Source organism: Microbacterium sp. 77mftsu3.1, assembly GCF_900100525.1.
GTDB classification, from domain to species: domain Bacteria; phylum Actinomycetota; class Actinomycetes; order Actinomycetales; family Microbacteriaceae; genus Microbacterium; species Microbacterium aquilitoris.
The window spans coordinates 204,102-217,895 of record NZ_FNCR01000003.1; the positions used below are offsets into that span (position 1 = coordinate 204,102).

General features: G+C 70.7%; 12 protein-coding genes. 3 read left to right on the top strand and 9 right to left on the bottom strand.

The window, feature by feature from the left end:
- Positions 1-2 precede the first annotated feature (2 nt).
- The 4 genes from BLR68_RS09575 to sigJ all read right to left on the bottom strand — a co-directional run bounded on the left by BLR68_RS09575 (position 3) and on the right by sigJ (position 4,433).
- Positions 3-641 (bottom strand): thymidine kinase, encoded by a 639-nt coding sequence (locus BLR68_RS09575; protein WP_018187042.1) that lies wholly within the window; start codon positions 639-641, stop codon positions 3-5.
- A gap of 9 nt (positions 642-650) precedes the next feature.
- A complete protein-coding gene (locus BLR68_RS09580; protein ID WP_018187041.1) occupies positions 651-2,201 on the bottom strand; it encodes a malate:quinone oxidoreductase in 1,551 nt (516 codons plus the stop codon).
- Positions 2,202-2,333: 132 nt separating this feature from the next.
- The gene (locus BLR68_RS09585) at positions 2,334-3,404 is read right to left on the bottom strand and encodes an aspartate-semialdehyde dehydrogenase (RefSeq protein ID WP_018187040.1); all 1,071 of its coding nucleotides are present in this window, start codon (positions 3,402-3,404) and stop codon (positions 2,334-2,336) included.
- A 123-nt stretch (positions 3,405-3,527) separates the two neighbouring features.
- The gene (gene sigJ, locus BLR68_RS09590; RefSeq protein ID WP_256335362.1) at positions 3,528-4,433 is read right to left on the bottom strand and encodes an RNA polymerase sigma factor SigJ; all 906 of its coding nucleotides are present in this window, start codon (positions 4,431-4,433) and stop codon (positions 3,528-3,530) included.
- Positions 4,434-4,485: 52 nt separating this feature from the next.
- Between sigJ and BLR68_RS09595 the strand changes: the two genes are divergently transcribed.
- The gene (locus BLR68_RS09595) at positions 4,486-5,229 is read left to right on the top strand and encodes an SDR family oxidoreductase (RefSeq protein WP_018187038.1); all 744 of its coding nucleotides are present in this window, start codon (positions 4,486-4,488) and stop codon (positions 5,227-5,229) included.
- A 4-nt stretch (positions 5,230-5,233) separates the two neighbouring features.
- Here the strand turns inward: BLR68_RS09595 and BLR68_RS09600 are convergent, their stop codons facing one another.
- On the bottom strand, positions 5,234-6,520 hold the full coding sequence (locus BLR68_RS09600) for an aspartate kinase (protein WP_018187037.1): 1,287 nt from the start codon (positions 6,518-6,520) through the stop codon (positions 5,234-5,236).
- A gap of 132 nt (positions 6,521-6,652) precedes the next feature.
- Between BLR68_RS09600 and BLR68_RS09605 the strand changes: the two genes are divergently transcribed.
- Positions 6,653-8,044, top strand: coding sequence for a threonine/serine exporter family protein (locus tag BLR68_RS09605; protein ID WP_018187036.1), 1,392 nt, complete (start codon positions 6,653-6,655; stop codon positions 8,042-8,044).
- Between the two features lie 19 nt (positions 8,045-8,063).
- Entirely contained in the window at positions 8,064-8,462 is a 399-nt protein-coding gene (locus BLR68_RS09610) for a DMP19 family protein (protein WP_018187035.1), read from the top strand.
- Between the two features lie 2 nt (positions 8,463-8,464).
- Here the strand turns inward: BLR68_RS09610 and recR are convergent, their stop codons facing one another.
- The 4 genes from recR to BLR68_RS09630 are packed head-to-tail and all read right to left on the bottom strand — an operon-like array spanning position 8,465 to position 13,637.
- Positions 8,465-9,058 (bottom strand): recombination mediator RecR, encoded by a 594-nt coding sequence (gene recR / locus BLR68_RS09615; RefSeq protein ID WP_018187034.1) that lies wholly within the window; start codon positions 9,056-9,058, stop codon positions 8,465-8,467.
- Between the two features lie 3 nt (positions 9,059-9,061).
- On the bottom strand, positions 9,062-11,182 hold the full coding sequence (locus tag BLR68_RS09620) for a DNA polymerase III subunit gamma and tau (protein WP_018187033.1): 2,121 nt from the start codon (positions 11,180-11,182) through the stop codon (positions 9,062-9,064).
- Positions 11,176-12,138: an asparaginase gene (locus BLR68_RS09625; RefSeq protein WP_018187032.1), complete on the bottom strand. Its 963-nt coding sequence runs from the start codon at positions 12,136-12,138 to the stop codon at positions 11,176-11,178. Before BLR68_RS09625 ends, BLR68_RS09620 begins: the two co-directional genes overlap by 7 nt.
- A complete protein-coding gene (locus tag BLR68_RS09630; protein ID WP_018187031.1) occupies positions 12,135-13,637 on the bottom strand; it encodes an amino acid permease in 1,503 nt (500 codons plus the stop codon). The genes BLR68_RS09625 and BLR68_RS09630 overlap by 4 nt, the downstream gene beginning before the upstream one ends.
- Positions 13,638-13,794: the final 157 nt, after the last annotated feature.

A 13,794-nucleotide genomic window follows, 5' to 3' on the forward strand; every position in this document is an offset into this window, starting at 1 on the left:
CCTCAGCGCAGGCGTCCGCCCGATTCGCGCAGGTAGCAGCGCGCGCACATCGACTCGTACGTGACCCGGTCGGGCGACAGCTCGTCGATCGCGACCTGGTCGCCGTCGAAGACGAAGCGCCCGCTGACCAGGCGCGCGTTGAAGAGTGCCTTGCTGCCGCAGCGGCAGATCGTCTTGAGCTCTTCGAGGCTGTGCGCGAGTTCCATGAGTCGCGCCGACCCCGGGAAGGCCCGGGTCTGGAAGTCCGTGCGGATGCCGTAGGCGAGCACCGGGATTCCGTCGCTCACCGCGACCCGCAGGAGGTCGTCGATCTGCTCGGGCTGAAGGAACTGCGCCTCGTCCACGAGCAGGCAGGCCACGTCGGTGCGGACGTCGGGCACGAGAGCCGCCTCGGCCTCGCGCTGCACGCGACGGCGGTGCTCGGCGAACAGCTCGCGGGCGTCGTCGTCCGGACCGATGAGGAAGTCGACCGTGCGCTCGACGCCGAGACGGCTCGAGATCTGGTCGGCACCCTTGGTGTCGATCTCGGGCTTGGCGAGAAGGACGTGCTGGCCGCGCTCCTCGTAGTTGAACGCCGCCTGCAACAGGGCCGTCGATTTGCCCGAGTTCATCGCGCCGTAGCGGAAGTACAGCTTCGCCACGGGCGCGACTCAGACGTTGATCTGCAGCGCGGCTGCCGTCTTCTGCAGCACCTCGTGAGCGGTGTCAGGAGCACTGTTGAGCGTCTGACCGTACGTCGGAATCAGCTCCTTCAACGTCGGCTCCCACGCGGCGAGGCGGTCAGGGAAGCAGGTCTTCAGAAGACCGAGCATGATCGACGCACCGGTGGAGGCACCCGGGGACGCACCCAGGAGGCCTGCGATCGACCCGTCGGCGGAGCTGACGACCTCGGTGCCGAACTGCAGCACGCCGCCTTTCTTCGGGTCCTTCTTCATGACCTGCGCGCGCTGGCCGGCCTGCAGCAGCTCCCAGTCCTCGTCACGCGCGCTCGGCATGAAGTCGCGGAGGGAGTCGACCTTCTTGCCGTGACCCTTCAGCAGCTCGCTGACGAGGTACTTGATGAGGCCCGGGTTGTCGATGGCGACCTTGAGCATCGGGAGGATGTTGCCGGGGCGCACCTGGGCGACGATGTCCGTCATCCGGCCGTTCTTCAGGAACTTCGGGCTGAACGTGGCGAACGGACCGAACAGGAGGGATGCCTCACCGTCGACGACGCGGGTGTCGAGGTGCGGGACAGACATGGGTGGCGCGCCGACGGAGGCCTGCGAGTAGACCTTCGCCTTGTGCTGCGCGACGAGCTCGGGCTTCGAGGTCTTGAGCCACTGGCCGCCGATCGGGAACACGCCGTAGCCCGAGATCTCGGGGATGCCGGAGCGCTGCAGGAGCTTGATGGCCCAGCCGCCCGCACCCACGAAGACGAACCGCGCCCGCACCTTCCCGGGGGTCCGGCCGACCGTCTGGCGGTAGGTGACCTCCCACGTGCCGTCCTTCTGGCGCTTGAGGTTCCGTACCTCTCGGTTGGTCTCGACATCCACGCCGGAGGCGGCGAGGTGCTCGAAGAGCTGGCGGGTGAGCGAGCCGAAGTCGACGTCGGTGCCCGCGGGGACGCGGGTGGCCGCGAACGGCTCGCCCTTGCGACGCTTCTGCATGAGCAGCGGCGCCCACTCGTTGATGACGCGGGAGTCCTCGGAGTACTCGATGCCGGCGAACAGAGGCTGCTCCTTGAGCACCTCGTAGCGCTTCTTGAGGAACGCGACATCCTTCCCGCCGCGGACGAAGGTCATGTGCGGCGTCGCGTTGATGAAGGTGGACGGCTCGTCGAGGACGCCGCGCTCGATGAGCGCGCTCCACAGCTGACGCGACTGCTGGAACTGCTCGTTGATGCCGATCGCCTTCGAGGGGTCGATCGTGCCGTCGGAGGACTCGGGGGTGTAGTTCAGCTCGCAGAGGGCGGCGTGGCCCGTCCCCGCGTTGTTCCACGCGTTGGAGGACTCCTGCGCGACCTCGGAGAGGCGCTCGAAGACGCCGATCTTCCAGTCCGGCTCGAGCTGCTGCAGGAGGGTGCCGAGGGTGGCGCTCATGATGCCGCCGCCGATGAGCAGCGCGTCGTACGTCTCCGTCGGACTCACTGCGGCGGGGCTGGTCGCCGCGGCGTTCTCTGCGGCGTGATCGTCTGCTCCGGGATTGTCAGTCACGGTCATCCAGTCTACGTCGCCGCTACGGTCCGGGTCGCCGCCCGCCGCCGGTCGAGGCGGCAGGAAAGCGTGTTCTTTCCCCTGATGAAAGGCGGATGCCGGGTGCCCGACCGCGCGCGGCGGGACCCGGCATCCGTCTCAGACGCGGGCGGCCAGGTCGGCGGCGACGAGCTCGGCGATCTGGACCGCGTTGAGCGCGGCGCCCTTGCGGAGGTTGTCGTTGCTGATGAAGAGCACGAGACCCTTGCCCTCGGGCGCGGACTGGTCGGCGCGGATGCGTCCGACGAGGCTCGGGTCGGCTCCGGCCGCCGCGAGCGGCGTGGGGACGTCCGCGAGGGCGACACCCGCGGCATCCGCGAGGACCTCACGGGCACGGTCGGGCGTGATGTCCTCGGCGAACTCGGCGTGGATCGAGAGCGAGTGGCCCGTGAACACGGGGACGCGCACGCACGTGCCGGCGACACGGAGGTCGGGGAGCTCGAGGATCTTGCGGCTCTCGTTGCGGAGCTTCTTCTCCTCGTCGGTCTCGTTGTCGCCGTCCTCGACGAGGTTGCCGGCGAACGGGATGACGTTGAACGCGATGGGGGCGACGTACTTCTCCGGTGCCGGGAAGTCCACGGCGGAACCGTCGTGGACCAGGCCGATCGCCCCGCCCTGAGCGACGACCGACTCGACCTGGCCGAGGAGCTCCTCGGCGCCGGCGAGGCCGGAGCCCGAGACCGCCTGGTACGTGCTGACGGTGAGCCGGACGAGGCCCGCCTCGACGTGCAGCGGCTTCAGGACGGGCATCGCCGCCATCGTCGTGCAGTTCGGGTTGGCGATGATGCCCTTGGGCAGGTCGTGGATCGCGTGCGGGTTGACCTCGCTGACGACGAGCGGCACCTCGGGGTCCATGCGCCAGGCGCTCGAGTTGTCGATGACGACCGCGCCGGCCTCCGCGAAGCGGGGAGCGTGGGCGCGCGATCCGGTCGCCCCCGCCGAGAAGAGGGCGATCTGGATGCCGCTGGGGTCCGCCGTGGCGACGTCCTCGACGAGGATCTCCCGGCCGTCGACCACGATCGTGGAGCCCGCCGAACGTGCCGTCGCGAACAGACGCAGCTCGCGGATCGGGAAGGCGCGGTCGACGAGGATGTCGCGCATCACCGTCCCGACCTGGCCGGTGGCGCCGACGACGGCGACGGAGAATCCCGATTCGGAGAAGACGGTCATGGTGCGGTTCCTCGAGGGTGCGGCGCCGCGCGACGGGACGTCGCGGCAGGGCGCAGGAGAGCGGGTTCCGGCGATTCTACCGGCGCACCGGGTACCGCGATCCGCATGTGTCGCCGCGGGACGTCACACCCACGCGCTGAGCTTCTCGGGGTTCCGCATCATCCAGACATCGGTGATCCGCTCACCGTCGGTGGCGAAGGTGACGGCGGCGACGATGACGCCGTCGACCCGGATCGCATAACCGAGCCCGTCTCCGGTGATGGCCGGTTCGTAGGTCGCGGTCGGCTGCTTCGCCGCGAGCCCGAGAAGGAAGCGCGCGACGTGGTCTGCCCCGCGGACCGGCCGCCGCGCGGCGGACACGATCCCGCCACCGTCGGAAACCAGGACGACGTCGGGCGCGAGCACACGGACGAGGGCGTCGAGACTCCCGCTCGCACTCGCCGCCGCGAAGGCTGCGATCAGTTCGTCGTGACGACTCCGCGGGACGCCGGCCCCCGCGCGGCGTCCGACGTGACGACGAGCGGATGCCGCCAGCTGGCGGCACGCGGCCGCGGACCTCCCCAGCACCCCGGCGATCTCGGCGAACGGCACCGCGAACACCTCGTGCAGCACGAACGCCACGCGCTCGGCGGGGGTGAGCGTCTCCAGCACCAACAGCAGCGCCGTGGACACTTCCTCCGCCCCGACGACGACGGCGGCGGGGTCGCCGCTCGCCGTGCCGACCGGAATCGTCTCGGGCAGCCACTCCCCCACGTACGTCTCATGCCGGACTCGCGCGGAGCCGAGGACATCGAGACAGATCCGCCCCGTCACGCGCATGAGCCAGCCGCCGGGGTTCTCGATGGCCTCGCGCTCGCCCGCGTCCAACCGGAGCCACCGGACGTAGGCCTCCTGCGCCGCGTCCTCGGCGTCGGCCAACGTCCCGAGCATGCGGTAGGCGGCGGCGACGAGCGTACGGCGGTAGGCGTCCACGTCGCCGATCCGGCGGGTCGCGGCATCCGTCATGACGATCTCCGTCCCGGGCCTCACATTCGCGGAGGCTGCGTCGTCACCACAGTGACACACCTTCGGAAGGGACGACATGAAGATCGCAGTGGCAGGCGGGACCGGCACAGTGGGACGACTCGTGGTGGAGCGGGCACGGGAGGTGGGGCACGACGTCGCCGTCCTCTCGCGTGCCGCGGGGGTGGACCTGCGGGACCGCGCAGCCGTCGAGCGCACACTGGCGGGGGCGGATGCGCTCATCGACGTGGCGAGCGTCGGCACGACCAGCGCGGCAACGGCGACGGAGTTCTTCTCCGCGGCATCCCGCGCCCTTCTCCACGCGGCGGCGCGCACCGGGGTCGAACACGCGGTACTGCTGTCGATCGTCGGCATCGACCGGAATCCGAACGGGTATTACGCCGGCAAGGTCCTGCAGGAGCGCTTGTTCAAGCAGAGCGCGGTGCCGTGGAGCATCCTGCGGGCGACGCAGTTCCACGAGTTCGCAGGGCAGGTCGCCTCGCAGGCCCGTCTCGGGCCCGTGCAGCTGGCACCGCGGGCGCGAGCGCAACCGGTGGCCGCGGCGGCGGTCGCCGCGCGGCTCGTCGACCTCGCGGTCGCGGGCCCGCAGGGGCGGGTACCGGACCTCGCCGGTCCCCGCGAGGAACGCCTGGACCGGATGATCCGGGCCTGGATTCGCCGGGACGGATCTCGGCGGCTCGTCGTCCCGGTGAGCATCCCGGGCGCTCAGATGCGCGGCATGCGCGAGGGCCTCGCCCTGCCGGGACCGGGCGCCACCATCGCCGGGCCGAGCTTCGACGAGTGGCTCGACTCTCAGCGCTGACGCGTCAGCGACCGGTGCCGGCGTGGACGACGGCTTCGGTGTCGCCGTCGAGTCCGTAGGCGGTGTGCACGACGCGCGCCGCCTCGGCGAGGTCATCGCCTCGGACGACGACCGAGATGCGGATCTCCGAGGTCGAGATCATCTCGATGTTGACGCCCGTCGTCGACAAGGCCTCGAACAGCGTCGCCGAGACGCCCGAGTGCGTACGCATGCCGGCGCCCACGACCGAGAGCTTGCCGATCTGGTCGTCGTGGACGAGCTTGTCGAAGCCGACCGCGCTCTGCTCGACCGACAGGGCGCGCAGCGCCGTCGACGCCTCGGCCTTGGGGAGCGTGAAGGAGATGTCGGTGCGGCCGGTCGCGGCAGCCGACACGTTCTGCACGATCATGTCGACGTTCGCGCCGGACTTGGCGACGATCTTGAAGATGTCGGCGGCCTTGCCGGGGACGTCCGGGACGCCGACGACGGTGATCTTGGCCTGACTGAGGTCGGTGGCGACACCGGTGACGATGGGCTCTTCCATCTCTTCTCCCTCTTCGTGGTCGGGGGCGGTCATCCCCGCACCGAGAACATAGGTGCCGATGCCCGAACTGAAGGTCGAGCGGGCGTGAATCATGACGCCGTGGCGGCGGGCGAATTCGACGGCGCGGATGTAGAGCACCTTCGCCCCGTTCGCGGCCAGCTCGAGCATCTCCTCGGACGTGACGGTCGCGAGCTTGCGTGCCTTCGGCACGACGCGGGGGTCAGCCGTGAAGATGCCGTCGACGTCGCTGTAGATCTCGCAGACGTCGGCGTTCAGCGCGGCGGCGAGGGCGACGGCGGTCGTGTCGGACCCGCCGCGGCCGAGTGTCGTGATGTCGCGGGTGTCGCGACTGAACCCCTGGAAGCCCGCGACGATGACGATGGCTCCCTCGTCGAGGGCCTCGCGGACGCGAACCGGAGTGACATCGACGATGCGCGCGGCACCGTGGGAGCTGTCGGTGATCATCCCGGCCTGGCTGCCGGTGAACGAGCGCGCCTCGAAGCCCATCGAGTTGATCGCCATCGCCAGCAGCGCCATCGAGATCCGCTCGCCGCTGGAGAGCAGCATGTCGAGCTCGCGCGGCGCCGGCAGGGGCGAGACCTGGGAGGCCAGGTCGAGCAGCTCGTCGGTCGTGTCGCCCATCGCGCTGACGGCGACGACGACGTCGTGACCGGCACGTCGGGCGTCGACGATCCGCTTCGCGACGCGGCGGATGCTCTCGGCGTCGGCGACGGACGAACCGCCGTACTTCTGGACGATCAGGGCCATGTCGGATACTCCCGGGTGGATGCCGGGCGCAGCCGGCGGGCGGTGACGCACGCCCGCTCCCATCCTAGGGAGGACGACGTACGCGCTCGGCCATGTGACGTCCGCCCGAGCACCTCATTTAGGCTGGACGGCATGGGACGACGCCAGTTCTTCACGTCGCTGCAGGCGCTCGTCCGGTCCCCCGAGAACTCGGCTCCGCACACCGAGATGCTGCCGGTGATCGACGACGCCTTCGCCGTCGGGGTCCTCGATCTCAGCATCCGCATCGGGGAGTCGATGCTCTCCTCGGGTGCCCCGGCGAGCGAGGTCACGCTCACGATCGTGCGGGTCGCCGGCGTCTACGGACTCGACCCGGTCCACGTCGATGTCAGCTACAACTCGATCACCGTCGCGCACCACCGGAGCGGCGCCGACAAGCCGATCACGCTCATGCGCGTCGTCCGCAGCCAGGCCCCCGATCACGCCCGCCTGCAGCGACTGCAGGCCCTCGTCACCCAGATCAGGGGCGGGATGCCGGTCGACGCCGCCCGCGCCGAGTTCCGCGTCGTGCGCCGCACGCCGTTCGCCTACCACCCGCCCGTCATCGTCACCGCGCAGGCGCTCCTCGCGGTCGGGGTCGCGGTGATGTTCGGGGCAAACTGGCTCGTCATCCTCCTCTCCTTCATCGCCGCGGGAGGAGCAGCGATCACGCAATTCCTCCTCGGCCGGGTCCACGTTCCCTTCTTCTTCAGCCAGGTCGCGGGCGCGTTCGCCCTGACGCTCATCGCCGCCATCGCCCCCAGCCTCGAAGCGACGGGGTGGCCGGTCGCGCAGGACATCAAACCGACCGTGATCGTCGCGTCGGGAATCGTGCTGATGCTCGCGGGGCTCACCGTGGTGGGCGCCGCGCAGGACGCGATCGACGGGTTCGCCCTGACGGCGACAGGCCGCATCCTCGAGCTCATGACGCAGACCCTGGGCGTCGTCCTCGGCATCCTCGCCGGCCTCGAGACCGCCCGGGTGGTCGGCGCCGGAATGGATGTCCCCAACGACCCGCTGCCGTTCGGCCCCCTCCCGCTGCAGTTCGTCGGCGCGGCGCTCATCGCCGTCTCGGTCACGATCTACAACGGCGCGGGCCTGCGGGTCGTGGCCGTCAGCGTGGGTCTGAGTGTCGTCGCCTGGGCGGGGTACACGGCGGCATCCGCTCTCGGCTTCGAGACGGCGGCCGCCAGCGGCGTCGGCGCCTTCGCGGGGAGCCTCGTCGGCATTCTCGCGGCCTACCGGCTGCACGTGCCGTCGGTCGCGATCACGACGGCGGCGATCCTCCCCATGGTCCCCGGAGCCGCCGTCTTCCGCGGTCTCCTCGGCGTCGTCGAATCGGGCAGCAGCACCGCCCTGCTCCTGTCGGGGTTCACGACCCTCGCGTCGGCAGCGACGGTGGGGATCGCCCTCGCGGTCGGCGCATCGCTCGGCATCTACGTCGGTCAGCCGCTGCGCGCCTCGCTCGGCACCGTGATCCGTGCCCGGGCACGTGAGCGCTCCTGACCTCCCCTAGGCTCGCCGCATGAGCTCTGCGAGTGACGAGATCTGGAACCGTGCCGTCGACCTCGACGAGCCCATCTCCCTGCCCGGCGACCTCGCCGTCCGACGGGTCCTCACCTTCCACGCTGCGGTCCAGGGCAGCGGCTTCTGGAACGCGATCGAAGCGCACTCCGCAGATGAGGAGTTCCCGCTCGACGCCGTAGCCGAGGGCTACCGCACGCTGGGTCTCGAGCCGACCGCCGAAGCCGTCGACCGCGCCGCAGCCGAGTACGACGAAACCGCGGGCATCGGCGACGACGATGCGTGGCGCGAAGCCGAGGAGCGCGTCACCGAGGAGTACCGCATCGAGGACGAGGACATCGCAGCCGCCGTCGAGCGTACGCTCGCGCAGGAGCCGGAGCTGTTCGCCCCGACCGACTGAGCTCAGACCGCGCGGCGACCCTCGAACGCACGACCGAGGGTGACCTCGTCGGCGTACTCGAGGTCACCGCCGACCGGAAGACCCGATGCAAGCCGGGTGACGCTGATCTCGAGCGTCCGAAGCAGGCGACTGAGGTACGTCGCCGTCGCTTCGCCTTCGAGGTTGGGGTTGGTCGCGAGGATGACCTCGGTCACCGTGCCGTCGGCGAGTCGCTGCATGAGCTGCGCGATCCGCAGATCGTCGGGGCCGATGCCCGCCATCGGACTGATCGAGCCGCCGAGCACGTGATACAGCCCGTGGAACTCACGGGTGCGCTCGATCGCCGAGACGTCCTTGGCGTCCTCGACGACGCAGATGAAGGTGCGGTCGCGGCGCGGGTCGCGGCAGATCGAGCACTGGGTCTGCTCGGAGACGTTGCCGCAGATCTCGCAGAACCGCACCCGTTCGCGGAGCTCGGACAGCAGCTGCGCCAGTCGCGACACGTCGAAGGACGGGGTCTGCAGGATGTGGAACGCGATGCGCTGCGCCGACTTCGGTCCGATGCCGGGAAGGCGTCCGAACTCGTCGATCAGGTCTTGGACGATGCCGTCGTACATGGGTCAGTTGAACCTCGTCGGAGGGGTGTACGGCTCTTCACGGACGAAGCGCGCACCGAGGAGCTGGCGGACGGCGGCCTCGCCGACCCGCTCGATCCCCCCGGGACGGGGTCCGCGGGGCGGTTCCGGGGCGAGCCGGGGAGGCGGCGTCCGCACGGGGACCGGCGCGTCGGCGTCCACGGGAGGCGGCACGTCGTCCTCGTCGTCGTCGGTCGGCGCCTCGGCGGGAAGGACATCGCCCTCGCGCTCCACGGTGAGCGTACGGACGGGCGACGGTGCGGCATCCTCGGGCTCGTCGTCCACGGGGAACTGGGCGGACGGAGCGCCGTCGTCGGTGGGGATCGGGGCGACCGCCCACTCGGTGACGGGCGCTGCCGCAGCCGGCGCGGACCGGGGCGCCGAGGCGGGACGGGATGCCGCGGCAGGGGTGACCCCGTACCCGCCCTCGGGTGCGTCGGGCTCGGGGGGCACGTCGGGACCGACGCCCCCGGGCGGGGGCGGGGTCGGATCGGTGTCGTGACGGGTAAGGTACTTCACCCGCACGCCGAGCACCGACAGGATCGCGGTGCGAAGATCTTCGCTCGGCCCCTTGCCCGCGGAGAGCTTTTTGAACGATTGCACGTCGGAGTGGCTCTGGAACGAGAGGGTCAGGATATCGCCCTCGGCGTACGCGACCGGGCGCGAGGCCGTCGCGATCATCCACGAGGTGCGACTGATGTCCTCGAGCCGGCGGAGGATCTCGGGCCAGGAGTCGCGGATCTGCTCGAACGTGACGGGCCCGGTGGGCACCGCCGGCTCGGGAGCGGCGGCGGGCGCGGGCGACGCGGGTTCGGCGACAGCGGAGGACGCGGGAGCCTGCGCGACGGCCGGAGCGGGTGCCGTGGCCGGCGCGTGGGCGACGGCTGGTGCCTGCGCAACGGGAGGTGCCGCGACGGGAGGTGCCGTGGCGGGAGGGGGTGACTGCGCCGGAGCCGCCGCCTGCACCGGTGCAGCGGGAACGGGCGCTGCGTGAGCCCCGGCATCCGTCGCCGCGAGGACGCGCGCGACGAGGAGCTCCAATTGCAGGCGGGGCGAGGTCGTACCCGTCATGTCGTCGAGGGCCGTCACCACGAGATCGGCGATCCGCGAGAGCCGATCGGTGCCGAAGGCCGCCGCCTGGCGGGCCATGCGCTCAAGCTCGTCGACCGGCACGCCGCGCAGCACGGCGCGGGCGCCCTCGCCGGTCGCGGCCACGATGATGAGGTCGCGCAGGCGCTCGAGCAGGTCGTCGACGAAGCGTCGCGGATCCTGCCCCGTCTGCACGACACGGTCGACGGCGCCGAACGCGGCCGCGGCGTCATGGGACGAGAAGGCGTCGACGACCTCGTCGAGAAGCTCGGCGTGCGTGTATCCGAGCAGCGCGACGGCACGCTCGTAGCCGACGGCACCGTCCTCGGACCCGGCGATGAGCTGATCGAGCAGCGACAGCGTGTCACGCGGCGACCCGCCGCCCGCACGGACGACGAGGGGCAGGACGCCCGGCTCGACCGAGACGCCCTCGGTCTGGCAGAGCTGCTCGACGTACTCGAGCATCGCGGCCGGCGCGACGAGGCGGAACGGGTAGTGGTGGGTGCGCGAGCGGATCGTCCCGATGACCTTCTCGGGCTCGGTCGTCGCGAAGATGAACTTGACGTGGGCGGGCGGCTCCTCGACGAGCTTGAGCAGCGCGTTGAAGCCCTGCGCCGTGACCATGTGGGCCTCGTCGAGGATGAAGATCTTGAAGCGGTCGCGGGCGGGCGCGAACACCGCGCGCTCGCGCAGGTCGCGGGCGTCGTCGACGCCGTTGTGGGATGCCGCGTCGATCTCGACGACGTCGAGGGAGCCGCCCCCGCCGCGGCTGAGCTCGACGCATGAGTCGCACGTGCCGCACGGGGTGTCGGTGGGGCCCTGCGCGCAGTTGAGGCAGCGCGCGAGGATGCGCGCCGACGTCGTCTTGCCGCAGCCGCGCGGACCCGAGAAGAGGTAGGCGTGACCGACGCGGTCGCTGCGGAGCGCCGTCATGAGGGGCTCGGTCACCTGGCTCTGCCCGATCATCTCGCCGAAGGTCTCCGGGCGATAGCGGCGGTACAGAGCGGTGGTCACCACAACAGACTACGGCGTGGCACCGACATCCGATCCGGTGCCCGCCCGTCGACCGCGGCGGCGATCGCGTCGCGGTCGGCACCCGCGGCCAGCATCGCGGCCAGGAGGATGCGCGCCTGACCCGGCCGGAGGGTCGGCGAGTGCACGGTGCCCGCTGCGGCGAGGTCGGCTCCGCCTCCTCCCCCGCCGTAGGACGGGACGAGCACCCCCCGCGGCACGCGGCTCGACACGATGACCGGGATGCCGTCCGCCACGGCATCGCGGACCGCCGCCACGACCGTGGGGGTCGTGTTCCCCGACCCGAGCGCCTCGAGGATGATCCCGTCGGCGCCGGCGGCGAGGCTCGCCCGCAGGTGCACATCGTCGGCGCCTGGCGGGAGCGCGACGACGTCGACCCGGAGCCCGGAGACGTCGCCCGTCGCGTGCGGCGGCGCCCCGGCATCCCGCCGTGCGTAGCCGAAGGCGTCGGCGCGGTCGGTGGTCAGCTTCGACAGCCCCCACGTCGAGAGGATGCGGCCGCCGAAAGCCACCCACACGCCGGGGACCGCGGCCCGGGTCGCCGCCAACGCGACCCGGATGTTGTCGGGGCCGTCGGACGCGGGGTCGTCGGCGGTGAACTGGGCGCCGGTGAAGACGACGGGGATGCGCGGGGCGCCGACCTGGATCGCCGCCAGGAGCGAGGTCTCCTCCAGGGAGTCCGTCCCGTGCAGGACCAGGACGCCACGCACCGCGTCGTCGGCGACGGCGTCGGTCACCGCGTCGACGATCAGCTGCATGTCCGCGAGGGTGAACGTCGCCGAGTCCGCGGCGAGCGCGTCGACGAACCGGACGTCGTCATCGGGGGCGAACCCGTGGAGGAGAGCGCCCCCGCCGAGGACGGGAGCGCTCGATCCGTCCGGCGACCGGCGGCTCGCGATGGTGCCGCCGGTCGCGATGACGACCAGGTGCTGTGCGCTCACGCGCCGCTCTCGTCGGTGCGCTGCAGCGCGGCGAGGGTGCCGGTCTGCTCGGCCGCCAGCATCCGGATGCGGTCGCGCAGCAGGAACCATCCCCCGATGAGCGCCGGCACGATGACGATGAGCGAGCCCACGGTGAACGTCCCGATCGGGAAGTCCAGCGCCATGAGGACGATGACCGAGACGAGGAACACGAGCGTGATCCATCCCGTGTAGGGCGCCCCCGGCATCCGGAACGAGGGGCGTTCCATCACTCCGGCCCGCGCCAATCGCTGGAGCTTGATCTGGCAGAGGATGATGACGCCCCAGGCGCTGATGATGCCGAGCGCCGACACGTTCAGGGCGATCTCGAACGCCTGGGAGGGCACGACCGCGTTCAGGACGACCCCGAGCAGGGTCACGGCCGCGGTGACCGCGATGCCCATGTAGGGGACGCCGGCGCGGTTCATGCGCATGAGGGGCGCGGGAGCCGAGCCCGTCACGGCCATCGAGTGGAGGATCCGGCCGGTGGAGTACAGACCGGCGTTCAGCGACGAGACGACGGCGGTGAGGACGACGAGGTTCATGATGACGTCGGCGCCCTCCACTCCGATCGAGCCGAAGAAAGTCACGAAGGGGCTCTCACCCGACTTGTAGCTCGTGAACGGCATGAGGAGCGTGAACAGCAGCACCGAGCCGACGTAGAAGACCGCGAGACGGAACACGACGGCGCGGATCGCCTTCGGCATGATGGTGCGCGCATTCTCGGTCTCGCCGGCGGCCGTGCCGACGAGTTCGATCGACGCGTAGGCGAAGACGACGCCCTGCACCACGATGAGGGCGGGCAGGATGCCGTTGGGGAAGACTCCGCCGTTGTCCGCGATCAGGTGGAAACCGGGGGTCGTCCCCGCGACGGGCGTACCGGTGACGACGAAGAAGATGCCGACGACGAGGAAAGTCACGAGCGCGGCGACCTTGATGATCGCGAACCAGAACTCCAGCTCGCCGAACACCTTCACCGACAGGAGGTTCATGGCGAGGACGAGGACCAGCGCGACGAGGGCGAAGACCCACTGCGGGATGCCGGCGAACGCTGGCACGTACTGCTTGAAGAAGTTCATGTAGAGCGCGACGGCGGTGACGTCGGCTACCGAGGTCATGGCCCAGTTGAGCCAGTACATCCAGCCGGCGGCGAACGCCATCTTCTCGCCGTAGAACTCGCGGGCGTACGAGACGAACGACCCCGTCGACGGGCGGTGGAGGATCAGCTCGCCGAGCGCGCGCATCACGAGGAACGCGAAGACGGCGCAGACCGCGTAGACGAGGACGAGTGCGGGGCCCGCCGTCGCGAGCCGGCCGCCGGCCCCCATGAACAGGCCCGTGCCGATCGCGCCGCCGATGGCGATCATCTGGATCTGACGCGGCCGGAGGCCCTTGTGGAAGCCCGCGCCCTCGGCCTGCGCGATCGAGGCCGTGCGGAGCATCGCGGCATCCGTCTTCGGGGAGGTCGACTCCGTCGTCATGGGTTCTCGCTTTCGTTGCCGCGCGGCACCGTTGCCGTCCGGGATGTGATATCTGCCTTACAGGTTTGGGAACACTGAACACCCGAGACGGCGGATTCGTCAAGTTTTGCTCGTGAAGAATGTCTAATCTGTCTGATAGGTTTGCGGCGTTCGGCCA

Bases quoted from the DNA above. Each gene is read 5' to 3' on its own strand.
- BLR68_RS09600 (WP_018187037.1), bottom strand. From the start codon at position 6,520: ATGGCCCTGATCGTCCAGAAGTACGGCGGTTCGTCCGTCGCCGACGCC.
- BLR68_RS09585 (WP_018187040.1), bottom strand. From the start codon at position 3,404: ATGACCGTCTTCTCCGAATCGGGATTCTCCGTCGCCGTCGTCGGCGCC.
- BLR68_RS09580 (WP_018187041.1), bottom strand. From the start codon at position 2,201: ATGACCGTGACTGACAATCCCGGAGCAGACGATCACGCCGCAGAGAAC.
- recR (WP_018187034.1), bottom strand. From the start codon at position 9,058: ATGTACGACGGCATCGTCCAAGACCTGATCGACGAGTTCGGACGCCTT.
- BLR68_RS09630 (WP_018187031.1), bottom strand. From the start codon at position 13,637: ATGACGACGGAGTCGACCTCCCCGAAGACGGATGCCGCGATGCTCCGC.
- BLR68_RS09605 (WP_018187036.1), top strand. From the start codon at position 6,653: ATGGGACGACGCCAGTTCTTCACGTCGCTGCAGGCGCTCGTCCGGTCC.
- BLR68_RS09610 (WP_018187035.1), top strand. From the start codon at position 8,064: ATGAGCTCTGCGAGTGACGAGATCTGGAACCGTGCCGTCGACCTCGAC.
- BLR68_RS09595 (WP_018187038.1), top strand. From the start codon at position 4,486: ATGAAGATCGCAGTGGCAGGCGGGACCGGCACAGTGGGACGACTCGTG.